Origin of the sequence: Haloechinothrix salitolerans, assembly GCF_042662605.1 — a bacterium.
Taxonomy (GTDB): domain Bacteria; phylum Actinomycetota; class Actinomycetes; order Mycobacteriales; family Pseudonocardiaceae; genus Haloechinothrix_A; species Haloechinothrix_A salitolerans.
The window spans coordinates 1460378-1478776 of sequence record NZ_JBHSXX010000001.1; the positions used below are offsets into that span (position 1 = coordinate 1460378).

The window sequence follows — 18399 nt, forward strand, 5'->3', positions numbered from 1 at the left end:
GCGCCTCCTAGGCTGAGCTGAGGTCGATGCGCGCGATCGCGCGGCGGATGAGGGCGGGGAGGACGGCGAGGCGATACCAGCCGGGAGCGTCCAGCCCTTCGCGTGATGTGAGCTCGCCAGCCGCCTCGACGCCAGCCGCGTCGACGGCGGCGGAATCGCCGAGGCGATGGCCGATCAGCGCTTGGGACGCGGACACACAGAGCTTGGCCACCGGCTCGACGCTGCCGACCGCGATCCGGGCATCGCGCACGACGCTGTCGTCGATATCGACCGAGACGGCGACGTTGACGATGGGATACTCCCCGGTGGCGCGAACCGTCAGCCGTTCGAACGCCGATGCTCGCCCTTTCGGCGCTGGCACCCGGACACGCCCGATGAGCTCCCCCGCGGGGCGTGAGTGGCGCGTCGCGAGATAGTCGCCGATGTCCTCCTCCGAGGTACCCGTTGGCGACGTCAGCTCGAGCCGAGCGCGCGCCGCCAGCATCGCCGGTACGAGATCGGCCTCGGCGAAGCCAATCGCCCGGATGTTGCCGCCCACCGTGGCGACGTTGCGTACCTGTGGGAACGCCGACTCCCGTGCGGCTTGGCGAATACCCGATAAGGCGGGCCCGGCCTCGATTCCACCCAGTTCGGTATGGGTGGTCATGGCGCCGATGTCGACGGAGTCCGCGACGGAGACGCCAAACAGTTCAGGAACGTGTTTCAGCACGACGTACTGGCGGTGCGCGGGTACGTCGCGGTCCGGGGCGCGCATGATCCACGTGCCACCCGCGATCGCTTCTCCTGCCTCGCCAAGGTCGGCGAGCATAGCGGCGGCTTCCCGCATCGACGTCGCGATATGGACGCCGTTCTTCGCCACTGTGGTGGACACTCGCTACCTCCTCTTTCCGGGGCCGTTCATCGGACGCCCGTCCGTGCCAGTCGCTCGAATGGCACGAAGTCCTCGGTCAATCCGAAGGCTGCTGGACCGAACGTCTCCAGCGCCGCTGGAGTGCGCATCATCTCGGGCGTTGAAATGGCGAACACACGAACCCGTTGTCCATAGCGCAGCGTCTCAGCGGTGATCGGCTCGCCCGTTTCCAGGTGCAGGATCGTGATCAGGTCGGGAACGAGGACGCGCGTTTCGTCGCCGATTCGGGCTACCAGATACTCGTTCTGGAAATCGACCGTGCATTCCGGTTCGTCACCGAAGCCCGCGATCCGCGCCTTGCCCCGGGTGAAGCCTTCGACGGTGGTGCGCTCGACATCAACGATCTTCCCTGAGAAGATCACCTCGCCACGGTGATACAGCGTCTCGGGGAGCAACTCGGACAGTGCTTCGACGGGATCGCGGTGATGTTCGCGCGCCTCCCTGATGGTTCGTCCCAGGCGCAGCGCGAGGGAGAGCGTGCGGGGGATGGCGGTTCGCCGGACCTCGGCACCGTCCATCCCGTATTCCGCTATGTAACCGACGCCGCCCATTTTGATCGTGAGCGCACGCGCCCAGTCCTCCATCTTCTTGTTGTTCGCCACCGTATTGACGATCGCGGTGTGACCATGCTCGTCCGCGATCGCCAATGGCGACCCGTTAACGCCATAGACGGCGAAGGTCTCCATTTGTAGTTCCGGAAAGGCACGCCCCATACCGTCAGCGTCGACGACCGGAATCCCGAGCTGGGCGGCGACGAAAAGTGGAATTGTTGAGTTGATCCCACCGGATTCGATCGGCATCGTCGCGGTAGCGGTGCGGCCAGTGTGGCGTTCGAGCGCTCGCAGTGCGTCGACGGGTTCACTGCCGCGCGGCAGGCGTTCCACCAGCACGCTCGGCGCGCCCATGAGCGCGGTTGGTATCACGAAGTCGTCGTCGGAAAGCTCGTCCGGGTCGATTACCGTGATCGTGCCGGCGTCGCGCAGCGCTTCGGCCACCAACGTGTGGCCGATCGCGGGGTCGCCGCCACCGCCAGTGCCGAGCAGCGCGGCGCCCCGCACGAGGTCACCGAGGTCGGCGATGGTGATATCGAAAGCCATGATGGCGCGTCCCTCCAGGACAGGTCAGTAGTCGTTCGGTTGGTGGTCACAAGTCGCGGAGCGCGAGGTCACCGACTGCGCGCACGCGGATGCGTGTCGCGTTGCCTGGCAGGTAGGCGATGGGCACTTCTTCGACGTCGACGATCTCGACGCTCGCCGGTTCGGCGCCCGCGGCGACCGCGCGGTCGACGGCTTCCTGCTTCGCGGTATCAAGTACCTCGTCCCGCTTTCCCGGCGCGACCGCGAAGATGCGGTCGACCTCGCCGCCGATTTGCGCGATAGCGGCGCCAATGGCGTTCGCCACCGCGAAGTGATCGGGGCGTAGCACTTTGGCAGCGCCCTCCAGCTCGTCGGGGAGTAGGATGCTGCCACCGCCGACGAGCGCAACGGGCAGCGGCGTCGGGCTGGTTCGCATCCGATCGACTATCTCGGCGACCTCCGCCGCGATACGGTCGAGGCCCGCTCTGACGTGCGAGGGGTCGAGCTGCGCGACGAGTGAGGGATCGCCGACCTCGGTGTGTCCCGACGCGACCGCGAGATCCGTCGCCGTGAGTGTGTTGCCGCCGAAGACGTATGCTTCCTCGCGTAGTCGGTAACCGACGCTGTCTGGCCCTACGGTGACGTCATCGTCTCGCACGCGGACACGGCTACCGCCGCCAATTCCGACCGAAAGAACGTCCGGCATCCGGAAATTCGTGCGGACACCGCCAACACTGACCTCAGCGGTGGCCTCCCGTGGAAATCCTGATTGCAGGATTCCCACGTCGCTCGTCGTGCCACCAACATCGACCACCGCGCAGGTTTCCAAACCCGACAGGAACGCCGCACCGCGCATGGAGTTCGTTGGGCCGGACGCGAACGTCGCGACGGGGTACTCCCTGGCATAGTCGACGTCCATCAGCGTGCCGTCGTTCTGGCTCAGGTACAGCGGTGCGGTGAATCCGGCTTCCCGAAGCGTCGCGGCGAGTCCGGTGCAGACCTGCTCGGCGAGTTCGCGCAGACACGCGTTGATGATCGTCGCGTTCTCTCGTTCCAGCAGGCCCATGCGCCCGATTTCGTGGGACATACTGACGTGCACGCCGGGAATCTGTTCGAGGACGAGTGACGCCACCTCCTGTTCCAGCTCCGCGTTGACGGGGCTGAATACCGAGGAGATGGCGACGGTCCGGATACCGCGTGCGTGAATGTCCTCGATGACCCGCATGAGTTCGGAACGGTCCATCGGTGAGATGAGCCTGCCGTCGAACTCGTGGCCGCCGTGGCAGAGGTACCCCGTACCGCTTGTCGCCTTGATCAACCGGTCGGGCCAGCCAACGAGGGGCGGTAACGACGCGGTCGCGGGCAGGCCGAGGCGGACGGCCGCCGTGGGGCACAACCGGTCGGCTTCGATGATCGCGTTGATGAAGTGGGTCGTCCCGATCATCACCGCCTTGATCGAGGTGGTCTCGAACGGCCTCGCGCGCCGCAGCTGGTCGATCGCGTTGATGATTCCGCTGGTGACGTCGCCGCTTGTCGCCGTCTTCGTTTCGGCGAGTACGGAGTGTCCATCCAAAAGCACGGCGTCTGTGTTGGTACCACCGACATCGATGCCGATGCGCATATACGTCACCTCGTGTGTGTCCTGGTCGCCACTCCGAGCCGAGGCAGGTGCGTCTCGGACGTCCTCGGAGCTCACTTGTTGTGAACAGTAAGAGCGGGTGGCCGTGGGCGTCATCGTCAGATCGCTCAATCACGCGGGTGTGGTTAGTGCAGAGTGCTGCGTCTCTTCGGGCATGATCGCCAGCACGACCTACGCCGCCCCGGGAAGCAGCTAGGTGCACAATTCGGACTTATCTGGTCAGCACCTTGCCCAATGACGGGAGGTTGGCGGCCTGCCTAGCGTGACCGCAACCACGCCAGAGCTCTTAGTCTCGGAGGTCGTCTCATGACCGTCGCTATGGAGCAGCACCTCGGTGTCGCCACCGGCCGTCCTCGCCTCGCCGTGCTTGTCGACCGGGGTGACGGGGGTGAGGGAGACGTCGCGGGCCGTGACGCGCACGAATCGCGGCATCGTACTGGGAACGACCCAACCGCCCCTGGAACACTGGGTGAGATCGTCGCGACGGTGGGCAGCCAGGTGCTCGAGGTGGTCACGGCGCCGCGGGGCGTGAGTGTCCCCGCGGCTCGTACGGTCATCTGGGATCCCGACGGTGAGGTTGAGATCGGCCCTGGCGATGTCGTACTCGCGGTCGGCGTGTGTCCGACTTCACCTGCCTTCGTCGATTTGCTTGACCGCTCGGCTCGGTGTGATGCCGCCGCGGTCGTCGTGCGGAATCCTGCTGGGCAGACGTGGGAACGTCACGGGTTCTTGCACTGGAACATCGCGGTACTGAGCGCGTCGCGCAGCGTGACATGGGATTGGCTGCACGATGCCATGCGAACTGCGACATCGCCGCATGCCGAGGTCGATGGTCCGGAAAACGCCGGTGATCTCTTCGCGCTGGCCGATGCCGCGACCATGAGTCTCGGTGGTCCGGTCGAGATCGATGACCGTGGGTTGCGAGTGCTCGCCTTCGCCAGCCTGGGGCATGAGCTCGATGAACTGCGTACGTCGAGCATTCTGAATCGCGAGACCCCCTCGGCAGCGGTTGAGTGGTTGCGTTCTTCCGGTGTCATGCGGCAACTGCGGGAGTCGCGCCATCCGATCCGCGTGAGCCCGCCGGGCGCGAAGCCACGGTTGGTCGCACCGATCCGGGTGGGGGTCGAGATCCTCGGCTACGTCTGGGTGATCGAGAATGACGAGCCGTTCGGGAAGGAACACGAGGCTGAGCTCGCGGGCATCGCGCGTGCGGCAGCCGGAATACTGCTTCGCCAGCGTGTTTACGGGACCGATGTCGACGCGCGTGTCCGGGAGTCATTCTTGCGGGCCGTGCTCGACGGACGTGAGGCGCCGGAAGGAATGGCCGCGGCATCGGGATTCGACACCGCGGGACCGGTTCGTCTCGTCTCGTGCACGTTGGCGGCGGGCGAGACGGCCGAACCAGCCGACCTACTGTACTTGCGCAACATGGTCGGGCTGCGCGGAGCCGCGCTGACCACCGGTGCGACGGTGATCGCCATCGGTACGAGGATCCATCTGGTTGCCCCGTGCCGTGACGTATCCGTCGCCGCGGCCAAGCGACTCGCACACGACCTCATCACACGAGCGGCGAACCAACTTCACCTCGATGTTGTCGTCGCGGTTGGCGAGGATGTCGATCTCGCCGGCTTGCCGACATCGCGGCATGCCCTCGATCGGGTTCTCGATCTGACCGCGGCCGGACAGGGGCCGCCGATCGCGACCGAGTCCGACCTGCAGTCGCACACTGTGTTGGCAGAACTCAGGGAAGTCCTGCACCAGCGCCCGCACTTGATGCGTGGCAGGCTGTCGATGCTGGCGGAAAGCGACCGCACACAGAACACGGAGTACATCGCGACATTGCGCGCGTACTTCGAGGCATCGTGCGACCGTGCGCGAGCGGCGCAACTGCTGTTCGTGCATCGCAACACCCTCCGCTACCGGCTGTGCCGCATCCAGGACATGTGCGGGCTCGACCTCGAAGACCCCGTGGAGCGGCTGGTCACCGAACTGCAGTTGCGGTTGGGGATGACGGCATGACTCGGTTGGATACGGAGCGGCCGCCACGGTCGGCGATGCGGCGTTGCCTGCACAGGGCCGAAACCGGTGTCGCGGTCGACGTCGACGAGGCGACCGTGCTGTTGCACGCCAATGGCGAGGATCTCGTGCGGTTGTGCGCCGCCGCCGCGCGGGTGCGAGACCTCGGTCTGTCGGAGGAAGGCAGGCCTGGTGTCATCACCTATTCACGGAACGTGTTCGTGCCGTTGACGCGACTGTGCCGTGACCGGTGCCATTACTGCACGTTCGCCACAGTGCCAGGGAAACTAGCGAGTCCTTACCTCGCTCCGGATGAGGTTGTCGACATCGCGCGCCACGGCGCGGAACAGGGCTGCAAGGAGGCCCTGTTCACTCTCGGTGATCGCCCTGAGGATCGGTGGCAAGCGGCACGGGATTGGCTGGATTCGTACGGTTACGCGTCCACGCTCGACTACGTGCGGGCGATGTCGATCAGGGTTCTCGAGGAGACAGGACTACTGCCGCATCTAAACCCGGGAGTGCTGAGCTGGGCCGAACTGCAGCGGCTCAAGCTGGTCGCTCCATCGATGGGAATGATGCTGGAAACCACATCCTCCCGGCTGTGGTCGGAGCCAGGAGGGTGTCATCACGGATCGCCGGACAAGGATCCAGCGGTACGGCTCCGCGTGCTGCACGACGCGGGCCGACACACCATACCGTTCACGACCGGGATTCTGGTTGGGATTGGAGAGACGTACCGAGAGCGGGCCGAATCGGTTTTCGCGATCCGTCAGGTCGCTCGCGAGTTCGGGCATCTGCAGGAAGTCATCATGCAGAACTTCCGGGCGAAGCCGGATACGGCCATGCGCTCCGCCCCCGACGCGACGCACGAGGAGTACCTGGCCGCGATCGCCGTCGCCCGCCTCGTGCTCGGTCCGAGGATGCGCGTTCAGGCACCACCCAATCTGTCCGATCCGGACGAGCTGACGGCGCTGCTCGCCGCGGGTGTCGACGACTGGGGAGGGGTATCCCCGGTCACGCGGGACCACGTGAACCCAGAGCGGTCCTGGCCTCATCTTGACGACCTCGCGGCGCGGACGGCCGAAGCGGGTTTCACGCTTCGGGAACGGTTGACCGTCCACCCGGAATTCGTGCGGCGCGGCGAGCCGTGGATCGACCCGCGTGTCGCGGACCATGTCGCGGCGCTCGCGGAGGTGCCGAGCGGCTTCGTGGCAGCTGGGAGCCAGCCTCAGGGGCTGCCATGGCAGGAGCCTGACGGTGGCTTGTGCTCCTCGGGGCGGACGGACTTGCACGCGACCATCGACACCGTCGGTCGCGGCGCCGACCGCAGGACCGACTTCGACGACGTCTATGGTGACTGGTCGGTTGTCAGGGAGCGGGAAGCGAAGCGCGCGGCGAGTGTTCCCGAGCGCATCGACCCCGATGCCGCGTCGGCGTTGCGTGCTGCCGAACGGGACCCGGCTGGAATATCCGACGAACAGGCTGTGACCTTGATGTCCAGTGACGGTCCCGCGCTGGAAGCGCTCTGCTCGTTGGCTGACGAGTTGCGGCGCGACACCGTCGGCGATGATGTTACCTACGTCGTGAACCGCAACATCAATTTCACGAACGTGTGTTACACGGGATGCCGGTTCTGTGCGTTCGCGCAACGCCGTACTGATGTTGACGCGTACACGTTGTCTGTCGATGAGGTTGGCACGCGGGCAGAAGAGGCGTGGGATTCCGGCGCGACCGAGATCTGCATGCAGGGTGGCATCCACCCCGACCTGCCGGGCACGGCCTACTTTGACCTGGCGGCGGAGGTGAAGAAGCGGGTCCCGGAACTACATGTGCACGCGTTCTCCCCCATGGAAGTGGTCAATGGCGCGACGCGAGCCGACATGTCGATTCGGGACTGGCTGTGCGCGGCCAAGGAAGCGGGTGTCGATTCGGTACCAGGCACGGCCGCGGAGATTCTCGACGACGATGTCCGATGGACGCTGACCAAAGGGAAACTGCCAGCTGATCTGTGGGTCGAGGTCATCACGACGGCGCACGAGATCGGTCTGCCGTCGAGTTCGACGATGATGTACGGCCACGTGGATTCACCCATGCATTGGGTCAATCATGTGCGACTGCTCGCCCGCATCCAAGATCAAACCGGCGGGTTCACTGAATTCGTCCCGCTGCCATTCGTGCACCAGAACTCCCCGATATACCTGGCCGGTGTCGCTCGACCAGGACCGACGATGCGGGACAACCGCGCCGTTCACGCGATGGCCAGATTGCTACTGCACGAGCGCATTCCCAACATCCAATGTTCGTGGGTCAAGTTGGGCGTCGCTGGCACGCGCGTGCTTCTCGACGGCGGTGCCAACGATCTCGGCGGGACGTTGATGGAGGAGACCATTTCCCGAATGGCGGGCTCAACGCACGGATCCCGCAAGGACCCGGATGAACTCGTCGAGATGGCGGCTGGAGTAGGCCGCCCCGCACGGCAGCGGACGACAACGTACGGGGCTGTGGCCTAGGAAACCCGACGTCGAGAACTCTCTGATACTGACAGCTTCCTACATGTTGTGGTGGTGAATTCGATGGTGTTGAAGATTGGCTACAAGGCGTCCGCGGAGCAGTTCGCGCCGCGTGAGCTGGTTGAATTCGCGGTGCTAGCCGATGACCTTGGCCTTGACAGCGTGATGGTCAGTGACCATTACCAGCCGTGGCGGCACGAGGGTGGTCATGCCCCGTTCTCCCTGGCATGGCTGGCCGCCGTGGGGGAGCGGACCTCGAATGTCGTGTTGGGTACCAGCGTGCTGACCGCCACGTTCCGGTACAACCCGGCCGTTCTGGCGCAGGCGTTCGGCACTCTCGCCTGCCTGTACCCGGGCAGGGTCGTGCTCGGTGTCGGGAGTGGGGAGGCACTCAACGAGGTTGCCGTCGCCCGCATCGAGTGGCCAGGTTTCAAGGAACGGTTCGCGCGACTACGAGAAGCCGTCGACCTCATGCGTACCCTGTGGCGCGAGGAACGGGTGACGTTCGAAGGGGAGTATTTCCAGACCGCCGATGCCACGGTGTATGACAGGCCGGACGACGGGGTACCGATCTACATCGCCGCCGGTGGTCCCGTGATGGCGAAGTATGTCGGGCGCAAGGGCGACGGGTTCATCTGCACCAGCGGTAAGGGCATGGACCTCTACACGGACAAGCTGCTCCCCGCGGTCAGCGAGGGCGCGGAGAAGGAGGGCCGCGACGCATCCGACATCGACAAGATGATCGAGATCAAGCTGTCCTTCGATCCCGATCCGCGGCAAGCGCTGGAGAACACGCGGTTCTGGGCGCCGTTGTCGCTGACTGCGGAGCAGAAGGCGGGCATCGAGGACCCGGCGGAGATGGAGAAGGCGGCCAATGCTTTGCCACTCGAGCAGATCGCGCGGCGATGGATCGTCACCGCTGATCCCGACGAGGCCGTCGCCGAGATCAAGCCGTATGTCGACGCCGGCTTCAACCACCTCGTCTTCCACGGTCCCGGCCACGACCAGGAACGTTTTCTGCGGGGCTTCGCGGAGCACGTGGTACCGCGGCTTCGTGCGTTGGACACCTGATGGGAATGGCAGAACCAACGCGGCCATCCCATTCGGGTATTGGCCTCGGAACCGAGGTGACGGTTCACGAATCGACAGCCGTGTTGTGCGAAGCTGTCGCTACTGAGGTCGTACGCGGACTCGCTGACGCGTTGTCGCGGCGCCCATCGGCGTCGCTCGTACTTACCGGTGGCCGCGCGGGGACAGCCGTCCTGGCCGCGATACGTGAACACGCCGCCAGCCGCACGGTCGACTGGTCCCGTGTCGACTTCTACTGGGGGGACGAGCGGTTCGTTCCCGCTGATCACCCCGACCGAAATGAGTCGCAGGCCCGCCACGCGCTGCTCGACCACATACCTGTCGATCCCGCGCGGATTCACCCGATGCCGGCCTCGGACGGCGTCCATGGCAACGACCTCGTGGCCGCCGCGGCGGCCTACCGTGAGCTGGTCCGCGCGATGGGACAGGAGGGGTTCGACGTCTGCTTGCTAGGGGTCGGCGAGGATGGGCATGTCGCCTCATTGTTCCCCGGGCTCCCTGCCATGTCTGAGCGAGACCTGCCTGTCGTGGCGGTGACGGACAGTCCGAAACCGCCACCCTCCCGAATCACCCTCACCTTGCCGGTCATTCGTCGTTGCGATGAGGTGTTCCTACTCGCGACTGGGTCCGCGAAGGCTTCAGCCGTGGCGACGGCGTTGGGTGCCAACGCCGACAACCTTCCCGCGGCGAGCGTGAGCGGCGCATCACGCACCGTCTGGTTTCTCGACACGGCGGCGGCGAGCGAGCTGTGAGCGGGTGGGCGGTCGTCATCCCGGTGAAGGGGTGGGGCAATGCGAAGACACGCATGTCTGAGCTGCGAACCGATGACCGCCGTGCGCTGGCTTTCGCGCTGGCACAGGACACCGTCCGGACGGTGTGCGCCACCCCAGATGTGGAGCTGTGTGTCGTCGTTGGCCCCGGCGAGGTGCTGCGGGATCTCCGGCGATGCGCTGGCCTCGAGGCCGTGAGAGGTGTCGAGGAGCGGCGCGAGGCAAGTGCTGATTCGCTGAACATGGCCTTGCTGCGTGGGCGCGACGTCGCGTTGTCGGCTGGCTACCGGCAGCTCGCGATGATCGTGGCGGACCTGCCCGCGCTCAGTGTCACCGCGCTGCGCGGCTTTCTCCGGACGGTCCCGGCGGCGTCGGTCGCCATCGTGTGCGACAGGAGTGGATCCGGAACAACCATTGTGGCTGGGCGGCGTGGTGAGCGGGTACTTCCCGCATTCGGGCCGAACTCCGCGGCGCGCCACATAGCCAACGGAGCTGTGGACGTCACGTCACGGTGCGATCCCTGGCTCAGAGCCGACGTCGACACCGTGGCCGACCTCGCCACCGCGCGGGGGGCTGCGGTGGGGCCAGCACTTCGACGGTGGTTTGACGGTGGGGAGATGCGGTCAGAGAATCGCCAGACTGGGGTCGTGCAGCACGGCGGCCGTATCAGCGAGCAGTTGGGAGCCTTGTTGGCCATCGATGATCCGGTGATCGAACGACAGTGAGAGCTGCGTGACCCATCGTGGCTCGATCCGTTCCGATTCCCCGACCTGAACGACCCACGGCATGCGTCGTATCGCGCCAACCGCCAAGATCGCGGCCTCCCCGGGATTCAGGATGGGGGTGCCGCTGTCAACGCCGAACACACCGACGTTGCTGATGGTAATCGTGCCGTGTGTCATGTCCGCCGGTGTGCTTGACCCCGCCCGCGCGTTGCTGGCGAGCTCCGTGATCGCGTTCGCCAGGTCGCGCAGCGAGAGACGGTCGGCGTTCTTGATGTTGGGCACCGTGAGACCTCGGTCGGTCGCCGCCGCGATGCCGAGGTTGACGTAGTGTTTCAGTACGATCTCTCGGGCATGCTCGTCCCAACTCGCGTTGGCTTCCGGGGTGTTCCGCAGCGCGAGCAGCAGTGCGCGCGCGACGAACACCAGCGGCGTCACCCGTATATCCTGGAAATCTCGCCGAGCCGAAACGGTCTCACGCAACCGCATGGTTTCCGTGATGTCAACCGTGACGAACTCGGTGACATGCGGCGCGGTAAACGCGGATGACACCATCGCCTCGGCGGTGTGCTTGCGGATGCCACGGATCGGGATTCTGGTCTCCGACTCTTGTGCCGGTTCGGTGACGGTATGCGCGTCGGCCGATGCGACCGCCCGATGGACGTCGTCCCTGCTTACCGTCCCATATGGACCCGTAGGGCTGATCGTCGCCAGGTCGACGCCGAGATCTTTGGCCAATTTGCGAACGGGAGGCTTGGCCGCGGGACGTGTGCCGTTCGCGGCGACGGCAGTGGGTGCCGCGGTGTTCGCATCCGACGGTCCACCCGCGGAACCGGCTGTCGCTTCGCGTGCTCGTGGGGCTCGTGCTGGTTGGCGCGGTCCGTACCCGACGAGAAGCGCGGCCTGCTCTGAGTCGTCGCTAGCCTGCTCGGACGCATCGTCGGCGTCGCTGGTCGCATCGTCGGCGTCGATGTCGGGATCGTCAACTGGGTGGTGCTCAGCACCGGCCCGCGAAGGCTGATCGGAGTCGATCGTGATCAGTGGCGCGCCGACTTCGATGGTGTCTCCCTCGGCGGCATGCAGGGTGATCACCCGGCCAGCGTAGGGAGAGGGAAGGTCGACCGCTGCCTTGGCCGTCTCGACCTCGACCAGCGTTTGGTTCACCGCGACGAGGTCTCCCGGCTGTACTGACCAGCGCACGATGTCCGCCTCAGTCAGCCCTTCACCGACGTCGGGCAGGCGAAAGTCTTGGGGGTTGGACACGGTGGGGTAGCCCTCTCTAGTAGCTGAAGCTGCGCTTGGTCGCGGACAAAATCCGCTCGATGTTTGGCAGCCAGTCGTGTTCGAGCTTGCTCGGTGGATACGGTGTGTCGTAGCCGGTGACCCTGAGCACGGGAGCTTCGAGGAAGTAGAACGCGTCATGCTGGACGCGAGCGGCCAGTTCGGCGCCGACTCCGTGGGAGAGTGAGGCTTCGTGCACTACGAGTGCTCGACCCGTCCGCTGGACCGAACTCACGACCGTCTCGGTATCCAGGGGCGAGAGGCTGCGTAAGTCGATGACCTCAGCGCTGTGTCCCGCCGCCTCGGCGGCGTCCGCCGCCTGTAACGCGGTGTCGACAGTGGGGCCGTAGGCGATGAAGGTGATGTCGTTTCCTGGCCGGACGACACGGGCTTTGTCGAGTGGCGGGTCTTGCGCTTCGGTCACGTCGCCCTTGGCCCAGTACCTGCGCTTCGGCTCGAGGAATATGGTCGGGTCGTCCGATGCGATGGCTTGGCGGATCATGCTGTAGGCGTCTTGTGGCGTCGCGCAGGTCACGACCTTCAGTCCCGCCGTATGCGCGAAGTACGTTTCCGGTGACTCCGAATGATGCTCGATCGATCCGATACCGCCGCCGAAGGGGATACGGATGACGACGGGCAGGTGTACGGCACCGGAGGAACGGTGCCGGATCTTCGCCAGCTGGGTGATGATCTGATTGACCGCGGGATAGACGAACCCGTCGAACTGGATTTCGCAGACTGGACGGTAGCCGCGCATCGCGAGGCCGATCGCCGATCCCACGATGCCCGCCTCACCGAGCGGACTGTCGACGACCCGATCCTCCCCAAAGTCCTTCTGCAGCCCATCCGTGGTGCGAAAGACGCCGCCAAGCCGTCCGATGTCCTCGCCGATCAGGAGTACCCGCTTGTCGGCTTCCAGCGCGTGGCGCATACCGTCATTGAGCGCCTTGACCATCGACAACATCATTGTGGGGCCTCGCTCCGTTCCATCGACGCGACAAAAGCGTGGTGTTCGCGCAGTTGTTGGCGCAGGTCATCGGGCATGTCGGCGTATGTGTGCTCGAACGGCAGCGTCGGATCGGGTTCGGGAAGTGCTCTGCACCCAGCCCGGAGCCGTTCGGCGAGCGCATCGCTTCGCGCATCGACGTCCGCGAAGAAGTCGGTATCGCCGAGCCCTTCCGCCGAAAGGTAGGCGTGCAGGCGAGCGAGCGGATCGCGGTTCGTCCAGTCCTCGGTCTCGGCCGCACTGCGGTACCGGGTCGCATCGTCCGCGGTGGTGTGCGCGTTGACTCGATAGGTGAGCGCCTCGATGAGCGTTGGGCCGCCGCCGGATCGTGCCTTGTTCAAGGCTTCGCGGGTAGCCGCGAGGCACGCGAAGACGTCGTTTCCGTCTACTCGTATGCCGGAGAAGCCGAAACCCGACGCTCGCCGCGCCGCGGGGATTCTGCTTTGCGTGCGATACGGCGCCGAGATGGCCCATTGGTTGTTCTGGCAAAAGAAGACGACGGGCAGTTGCTGCGCGGCAGCCCAGACGAATGCCTCGTTGGTCTCGCCCTCGCTCAACGCGCCGTCGCCAAGGAAAGCCAGGACAGCGGTGTCACGGTTGACATCACCACTACCCATCGCGTCATCGCGAAGCACCCCCATGGCATAGCCGACCGCGTGCAGCGTCTGAGCGCCGATCACGAGTGTGTACAGGTTGAAGTTGCGGTCGTAGGGATCCCAGCCGCCCAAGGTCGTCCCCCGGAAGAGACCGAGCAGCGAGATGGGGTCGACGCCTCTGCAATGCGCTACTCCGTGTTCGCGGTAGGTCGGGAACACCATGTCTTGCTCGAGTAGCACGTGCGCCGCACCGACCTGCGCGGCTTCCTGCCCGAGTAGCGATGGCCACAAGCCGAGCTCGCCCTGGCGTTGCAGCGCGATCGCTTCGCTGTCCAGCCTGCGGGTCAGTACCAGATCGCGATAGAGCGCACAGGGATCCACGGTGGCGAGATCCAGCGAGAGCAGCTCATCCTGTGCGGTGCTGCCATCTGGGGTGAGCAGCTGATGTAGCGGCTCGTTCCCCTCGGGTGTCTGGAGCTCTGCCATCGTCGGCCTCCCGCATCGGTCGGAGTCGGTGGTATTCCACTTAGTCGCGTAGCGCCGAGCAAGAGGTCAGCAAGATGCGGGCACTGTACGCAAAATTATGCAATCAAATGGCGCGCATACTCTACGAAGTTTGCGTGCGGTGCTACCGTTGGTCCGATGGACACGGGTGCGATCGACGGGGTTGATCGGGCCATCCTTGACCTGCTGGTGCAGGATGGCCGACGTACCGTCACCGACATCGCCGAGCGGATCAGCATGTCGGTATCACCTGTCAAGCGCAGGATCGATCGGCTTGAACGACTCGGGATCATCGTCGGCTACACCGCGGTAGTGGACCGCAGCAAGCTGGATTCGGTCTTCGAAGCGTTCGTGGAGTTGCGTTTCTCCGGCGATACCGATGTCGAGACCATCACCATGGCGGCGAGTAGGATTCCTGAAGTTCTCGAGGTGTTTACCGTGGCGGGTGACCCCGACGCACTCGTTCGCCTTCATGCCAGCGGCGTCGAGCATCTCCGTGAGATCATCAACGAGTTGCGTCGTAGCGGTCAGGTGATCGGCACGAAGACGCTGATGGTTCTCGGTACCTGGCGGCGTGCGATGTATATGCGGGATTGAGCCTCGTGACCGGCACTGATCGTCGGTAAAGCGCTGTTCGTGCAACGCCGCCGTCGCGAAAACGCGTATGGATATGGGTAGATATCCCGCTCTCCGGTCGACGTCCAGGTATCCATGCTTGGCGGCATGGTTGACAGCGTTGCTCGCCAGCGACACCCATCACCGCGGCAGGATTCCGACGCGCCGCGACGGGCGTGGCGTGACGACGGTCCGCGGATGGGCGGGGTCAGGAGAGGGCGGCGCGCTCCAACACGGACGTTCGGCGTGTCCGCCGACGCCTACTGCCCGACGTACATCTGGGAGTTGGTCGGCCATGCTCGTTCCGGCGACTCTGGTGCGTTTTCCGTCCTTTACCAAACGCATGTGGAACACATCTACCAGTACGTTTTGTCTCGCACGCGTAACCGAACCGTCGCCGATGACGTGACCAGCGAGACCTTCGCGCGTGCGCTACGAGGCCTCGACTCGGTGACCTATCGCGGCTCCACGTTTCGCGCATGGTTGACGACGATCGCGCGGAACATCGTGCTTGACAACGCGCGATCTACCAAAAACCGGCGCGAAGTCAAGTTGCCTGACAATGTCGACTACCGCGCGGAAACGCGCGATCCAGAGTCCGTCGTATGTGTCCGAGAGACGGAGCGAGAGGTCAGGAAGTGGCTCGATGAACTGACCGAGGACCAGCGGCGGTGTGTCTTGCTGCGGTTCTTTGACGATCTTCCGGTCGCTGAGGTCGCGGCACGCATGGGGCGCAGCAGGGCCTCGGTCAGGTCGCTGCAGGTGCGTGCGATCCGGAAGCTGGCGATGGTCATCCCCCATGAACTCGAGCTAGGAGCGCGTTGACACCAGAGGAGTAGCAGTGCATTATTTCGTGCGTCATGTGCGCGCTTTCGCGCAGTGCTGATGAGGCCTGTCGAGGTGTGGAGTTCCCATCGGAGGAAGTCGCTATATGAGCATCGCGAGCACGCCCGGGTGGCGGAAGTTGCGGGAGCACAGGAAGTCCCTGGGAACGACGCATTTGCGGGAGCTTTTTGATCGTGAGCGGGCCCGGGGGCCCGCCATGACCGTCGAGTATGACGGTGTCGTGGTCGACTATGCGAAGAACCTGGTCACCGCCGAAACCATGGATCTGCTGCTCGCGCTTGCCGCTGACCGGGATCTCGCCGCGGGGATCGAAGCGATGCTTTCTGGCTACCCCATCAACACCACGGAGCGAAGGCCAGCATTGCACACCGCGCTGCGTGCGCCGCGGGATGTGTCGGTACTGGTGGACGGTCGTGACGTCGTACCGGACGTGCACGCCGTTCTCGACAGGATGCGAGAGTTCGCGGGCAGTGTCCGTTCGGGGGCGTGGCGAGGTTGCACCGGTAAGCCGATCCGAACCGTCGTCAACATCGGAATCGGCGGCTCGGATCTCGGTCCCGCGATGGCCGCGCTGGCGCTGCGGGAGTGCACACCAGCCGATCTTGACGTCCGATTCGTGTCGAACGTGGATGGCCACGCCATCAAACGCACACTGCGCGGCCTCGATCCGGAGCGAACGCTCTTTGTCGTCGCGTCCAAGACGTTCACGACGGTCGAGACGCTGACCAACGCCCGCACCGCCCGGGCGTGGCTGTCGGCCACACTCGATGATCCTCATGCCGTCGCGCGGCACTTCGTGGCGGTATCGACGAACGCGCGTGAGGTAGCGGAATTCGGTATCGATCCGGCGAACATGTTCGAGTTCTGGGACTGGGTTGGTGGCAGGTACTCATTGCCGTCGGCGATCGGACTCTCACTCATGATCGCGATAGGTCCGGAGCGATTCGGGGAGTTGCTCGTGGGTGCGCGCTCGATGGACGAGCATTTTCGGAGTGCCCCCTTCAGCAGGAACTTGCCGGTGCTGCTAGGCGTGCTAGGCGTGTGGTATCGGGGCTTCTTTGACGCGCAGACGCACGCGGTGTTGCCCTATGACGAGCGGCTCGGGAGGCTACCGGCATACCTTCAGCAACTGGACATGGAGAGCAACGGCAAGTCGGTGACCCGCGAGGGTGCGTCTCCCGACGTCGACACCGCGCCAATCGTGTGGGGCGAGCCGGGAACCAATGGTCAACATGCGTTCTTCCAACTCTTGCATCAGGGGACCACTATCGTTCCCTGTGATTTCATTGGTGTGCTCGAACCGGCGCATTCCGATCTCGAACACCATGACTTGCTGATGGCCAACTTGTTCGCACAGACCGAAGCTCTCGCGTTCGGCAGATTCCAGGATGAGGTCATCGCGGAGGGTGTGCCCGAGTCGCAGGCACGACACCGTACGTTCACTGGGAATCGGCCGAGTACGACGATCCTGTTGCCCAGGTTGACTCCCTACACGCTCGGTCAGTTGATCGCGCTGTACGAGCACAAGGTATTCACCCAGGGCTGGCTCTGGGGAATCAATTCGTTCGATCAGTGGGGTGTGGAACTCGGCAAAGCTCTCGCCAATCGGATCCATGACGAGATCCGCGCTGACAGCGCGGATCTCGGTGATCACGATAGCTCGACGCGGGCGTTGCTCCAGCGCTACCGGCAGGTGCGAACCATCAGAAACGGATGATTCGCCTTGGCCGAAGCCGCGTTCTAGCTTGCTCCCACCGCGATCCGCCTTCTGGCGAGACGGTCCGCTGCCTCAGCGGGACTGACGTGGTCGGCGGTCGCCATCTGGTAGACCTCGCCAAGCGTGTCCGAGATCGACATCACCGCCGAACGCGTGCGCTCGGAATCGAAGCCACGGAGTTCACCGGCGACGTGGACAAGGCCACCCGCGTTCGCCAAGTAGTCAGGGGCGTAGAGGATGCCACGCCGGTGAAGTGACGTCGCGACGTCAGGTTCGGCCAGCTGGTTGTTGGCCGCACCACAGACGATCCGTGCCTGGATACTCGCCGCTCGTTCCGCTGTCAGGGAGCCGCCGAGCGCGCACGGGGCGAAGATGTCCAATGGCAGGGTGAGAAGTTCGTCGGCGCTGGCGACCGTTCGCACGTCACCGAGCGAGCGAATCCGGGCGAGCGCGCCCTCGTCGACATCCGTGACGGCGACCCGCGCGCCCCCGTCGATCAGATACCGCACCAGGTGATAGCCAACCTTGCCCGCGCCCTCGACACCGACCACGCGGTCTCGCAGTGAGCCGCTTCCTCGCAGGAACTCCATGCTGGCGAGCATGCACCTGAAGACACCAAGTGCGGTGTATGGGGATGGGTCGCCGAAACCGCCACACTCGGGGGACCGGCCAACCACGTGCTTGGAATGCTCGCCGATGACGTCCATGTCCCGTACGGTTGTCCCTGCGTCGGGAGCGGTGATGTAGGTACCGCCGAGCGAGTTGACCCGCCGTGCGAAGGCATGGAGAAGGCCGTCGGTCTTGCCGGTCGCCGGGTCACCGATGATCACCGCTTTGCCGCCACCGAGGCCGACGCCCGCGAGCGCGCTCTTGTAGGACATCCCTTGAGACAGCAAGAGAACATCGTTCAGGGCTTCTGCCTCCGTGGTGTACGGACGCATCCGCACACCACCCAAGGCGGGTCCGAGTGCCGTTGAGTGAATCGCGATGATCGCGCGCAGGCCGCTTGGGTCATCGTGGCAAAAAATGACTTCCTCGTGTCCTGAGGCACGGGAGAAGACGCCGTAAGATGTCACGCCGACGTACCTTTCTCGAACGTACA

The 18399-nt window shown here is 64.8% G+C and carries 15 protein-coding genes; 8 read left to right on the forward strand and 7 right to left on the reverse strand.

Annotated features, from left to right (window positions below; all coding sequences use genetic code 11):
* Positions 1–7: 7 nt before the first annotated feature.
* The 3 genes from ACFQGD_RS06830 to ACFQGD_RS06840 are packed head-to-tail and all read right to left on the reverse strand — an operon-like array spanning position 8 to position 3607.
* Positions 8–871, reverse strand: a complete 864-nt coding sequence (locus ACFQGD_RS06830; RefSeq protein WP_345405985.1) for an FAD binding domain-containing protein — start codon at positions 869–871, stop codon at positions 8–10.
* 26 nt (positions 872–897) lie between these two features.
* Positions 898–2007, reverse strand: coding sequence for a DUF917 domain-containing protein (locus ACFQGD_RS06835; RefSeq protein ID WP_345405988.1), 1110 nt, complete (start codon positions 2005–2007; stop codon positions 898–900).
* 46 nt (positions 2008–2053) lie between these two features.
* On the reverse strand, positions 2054–3607 hold the full coding sequence (locus ACFQGD_RS06840) for a hydantoinase/oxoprolinase family protein (RefSeq protein ID WP_345405991.1): 1554 nt from the start codon (positions 3605–3607) through the stop codon (positions 2054–2056).
* 324 nt (positions 3608–3931) lie between these two features.
* Between ACFQGD_RS06840 and ACFQGD_RS06845 the strand changes: the two genes are divergently transcribed.
* The 5 genes from ACFQGD_RS06845 to cofC all read left to right on the forward strand — a co-directional run bounded on the left by ACFQGD_RS06845 (position 3932) and on the right by cofC (position 10735).
* Complete coding sequence (locus tag ACFQGD_RS06845; protein WP_345405994.1) at positions 3932–5644, forward strand: PucR family transcriptional regulator; 1713 nt, start codon at positions 3932–3934, stop codon at positions 5642–5644.
* Positions 5641–8151, forward strand: coding sequence for a bifunctional FO biosynthesis protein CofGH (locus tag ACFQGD_RS06850; protein WP_345405997.1), 2511 nt, complete (start codon positions 5641–5643; stop codon positions 8149–8151). The genes ACFQGD_RS06845 and ACFQGD_RS06850 overlap by 4 nt, the downstream gene beginning before the upstream one ends.
* A gap of 63 nt (positions 8152–8214) precedes the next feature.
* Complete coding sequence (gene fgd / locus ACFQGD_RS06855) at positions 8215–9222, forward strand: glucose-6-phosphate dehydrogenase (coenzyme-F420) (protein ID WP_345406000.1); 1008 nt, start codon at positions 8215–8217, stop codon at positions 9220–9222.
* 56 nt (positions 9223–9278) lie between these two features.
* Positions 9279–9992, forward strand: coding sequence for a 6-phosphogluconolactonase (pgl, locus tag ACFQGD_RS06860; protein WP_345406003.1), 714 nt, complete (start codon positions 9279–9281; stop codon positions 9990–9992).
* 23 nt (positions 9993–10015) lie between these two features.
* On the forward strand, positions 10016–10735 hold the full coding sequence (cofC, locus tag ACFQGD_RS06865) for a 2-phospho-L-lactate guanylyltransferase (RefSeq protein ID WP_345406122.1): 720 nt from the start codon (positions 10016–10018) through the stop codon (positions 10733–10735).
* Here the strand turns inward: cofC and ACFQGD_RS06870 are convergent.
* Genes ACFQGD_RS06870 through ACFQGD_RS06880 form a run of 3 tightly spaced genes read right to left on the reverse strand, consistent with a single transcriptional unit; the run spans position 10634 to position 14101 of the window.
* Complete coding sequence (locus ACFQGD_RS06870; protein WP_345406006.1) at positions 10634–11995, reverse strand: dihydrolipoamide acetyltransferase family protein; 1362 nt, start codon at positions 11993–11995, stop codon at positions 10634–10636. The genes cofC and ACFQGD_RS06870 overlap by 102 nt on opposite strands.
* Before the next feature lie 16 nt (positions 11996–12011).
* Positions 12012–12968 (reverse strand): alpha-ketoacid dehydrogenase subunit beta, encoded by a 957-nt coding sequence (locus tag ACFQGD_RS06875; RefSeq protein WP_345406009.1) that lies wholly within the window; start codon positions 12966–12968, stop codon positions 12012–12014.
* A gap of 8 nt (positions 12969–12976) precedes the next feature.
* The gene (locus ACFQGD_RS06880) at positions 12977–14101 is read right to left on the reverse strand and encodes a thiamine pyrophosphate-dependent dehydrogenase E1 component subunit alpha (protein WP_345406012.1); all 1125 of its coding nucleotides are present in this window, start codon (positions 14099–14101) and stop codon (positions 12977–12979) included.
* A gap of 156 nt (positions 14102–14257) precedes the next feature.
* Between ACFQGD_RS06880 and ACFQGD_RS06885 the strand changes: the two genes are divergently transcribed.
* The 3 genes from ACFQGD_RS06885 to pgi all read left to right on the forward strand — a co-directional run bounded on the left by ACFQGD_RS06885 (position 14258) and on the right by pgi (position 17297).
* Positions 14258–14716, forward strand: a complete 459-nt coding sequence (locus ACFQGD_RS06885) for an Lrp/AsnC family transcriptional regulator (protein ID WP_345406015.1) — start codon at positions 14258–14260, stop codon at positions 14714–14716.
* 126 nt (positions 14717–14842) lie between these two features.
* Entirely contained in the window at positions 14843–15559 is a 717-nt protein-coding gene (locus ACFQGD_RS06890) for an RNA polymerase sigma factor (RefSeq protein WP_345406018.1), read from the forward strand.
* A gap of 106 nt (positions 15560–15665) precedes the next feature.
* Positions 15666–17297, forward strand: a complete 1632-nt coding sequence (gene pgi, locus ACFQGD_RS06895; RefSeq protein ID WP_345406021.1) for a glucose-6-phosphate isomerase — start codon at positions 15666–15668, stop codon at positions 17295–17297.
* 23 nt (positions 17298–17320) lie between these two features.
* On the opposite strand, the gene ACFQGD_RS06900 is transcribed toward pgi, so the two are convergent.
* On the reverse strand, positions 17321–18373 hold the full coding sequence (locus ACFQGD_RS06900) for a Glu/Leu/Phe/Val dehydrogenase dimerization domain-containing protein (RefSeq protein ID WP_345406024.1): 1053 nt from the start codon (positions 18371–18373) through the stop codon (positions 17321–17323).
* Between the last annotated feature and the right edge of the window lie 26 nt (positions 18374–18399).

What these genes read in the sequence shown, in the direction of transcription:
- ACFQGD_RS06890 (WP_345406018.1), top strand. Translation starts at nt 14,843, where the DNA reads ATGGTTGACAGCGTTGCTCGCCAGCGACACCCATCACCGCGGCAGGAT.
- ACFQGD_RS06840 (WP_345405991.1), bottom strand. Translation starts at nt 3,607, where the DNA reads ATGCGCATCGGCATCGATGTCGGTGGTACCAACACAGACGCCGTGCTT.
- ACFQGD_RS06850 (WP_345405997.1), top strand. Translation starts at nt 5,641, where the DNA reads ATGACTCGGTTGGATACGGAGCGGCCGCCACGGTCGGCGATGCGGCGT.
- pgi (WP_345406021.1), top strand. Translation starts at nt 15,666, where the DNA reads ATGAGCATCGCGAGCACGCCCGGGTGGCGGAAGTTGCGGGAGCACAGG.
- ACFQGD_RS06835 (WP_345405988.1), bottom strand. Translation starts at nt 2,007, where the DNA reads ATGGCTTTCGATATCACCATCGCCGACCTCGGTGACCTCGTGCGGGGC.
- ACFQGD_RS06880 (WP_345406012.1), bottom strand. Translation starts at nt 14,101, where the DNA reads ATGGCAGAGCTCCAGACACCCGAGGGGAACGAGCCGCTACATCAGCTG.
- ACFQGD_RS06875 (WP_345406009.1), bottom strand. Translation starts at nt 12,968, where the DNA reads ATGGTCAAGGCGCTCAATGACGGTATGCGCCACGCGCTGGAAGCCGAC.
- ACFQGD_RS06845 (WP_345405994.1), top strand. Translation starts at nt 3,932, where the DNA reads ATGACCGTCGCTATGGAGCAGCACCTCGGTGTCGCCACCGGCCGTCCT.
- fgd (WP_345406000.1), top strand. Translation starts at nt 8,215, where the DNA reads ATGGTGTTGAAGATTGGCTACAAGGCGTCCGCGGAGCAGTTCGCGCCG.
- ACFQGD_RS06885 (WP_345406015.1), top strand. Translation starts at nt 14,258, where the DNA reads ATGGACACGGGTGCGATCGACGGGGTTGATCGGGCCATCCTTGACCTG.